At 68.4% G+C, this 950-nt stretch carries 1 protein-coding gene; it reads right to left on the minus strand.

Annotation, left to right across the window (positions count from 1 at the left end; translation table 11 throughout):
* A partial coding sequence (locus EX88_RS24125; RefSeq protein WP_036149882.1) for an AMP-binding protein occupies positions 1 to 950 on the minus strand: 950 nt, incomplete at both ends.

The raw sequence follows: 950 nt of genomic DNA on the forward strand, positions 1-950 counted from the left end.
GACAGCGCTTCGCCGCCGCAGACGATGCGGCGCAGGCTGGTGCAGGCGGCCGCGCCCGGCTCCTGCACGAACATCTCCAGCATCGAGGCGACGAAGTGCACGGTGGTGACGCTTTCGCGCTGAATCAGCGACGCCAGATAGGCCGGGTCGCGGTGGCCGTCGGGGCGCGCGACCACCAAACGGGCGCCGTGCAGCAACGGCCAGAACAGCTCCCACACCGACACGTCGAAGCTGGTCGGGGTTTTCTGCAGCACCGCGTCGTCGGCCTGCAGGCCGTACTCGCCCTGCATCCAGGTCAGACGGTTGACGATGCCGCGGTGCGGGATCACCGCGCCCTTCGGCGTGCCGGTCGAGCCGGAGGTATAGATCACGTAGGCCGGGTGATCGAGCTGCAGCGGGCGCGTGCGATCGGTGTCGGTGGGCGATGTATCCGCATAGCTCGCCAACTCGATTACAAACCGAGCTTCGTCGAGCAGCCACAAGCCGTCATGCGCAGGCAGGCGTTCGACCACATCGCCGCGCGTCAGGATCCGCGCCGGTGCCGCGTCGGCGATCATGTGGGCAAGGCGGTCGCTCGGGTAATCGGTGTCGAGCGGTAAGTAAGCCGCGCCGCTCTTGAGCACCGCGCACAGGGCGACGACCAACTCCAACGAACGCGGCAAGGCCACGCCCACCACGTCTTCCGGGCCGATGCCGTCGGCGATCAGGCGATGGGCGAGGCGGTTCGCGCACGCGTCGAGTTCGGCGTAGCTCAGCGTCTGCCCTTCGAACACGACGGCGACCGCATCGGGTGTGCGCGCCGCTTGCGCGCTCAACAACTCGGCCAGGGTTTGTGCTGGCACCGCGTGTTCGGTCGCATTCCAGTCGCGCAGCACCTGCGCGGTTTCGGCGGCATCGAGCAGTTCGATGCGGCCGACCGGTTGCCCGGCATCGGCGACGAAGGCCTCCAG

The sequence above is a fragment of the Lysobacter antibioticus genome (assembly GCF_000731095.1).
In the GTDB taxonomy this organism is placed as follows: domain Bacteria; phylum Pseudomonadota; class Gammaproteobacteria; order Xanthomonadales; family Xanthomonadaceae; genus Lysobacter; species Lysobacter antibioticus_B.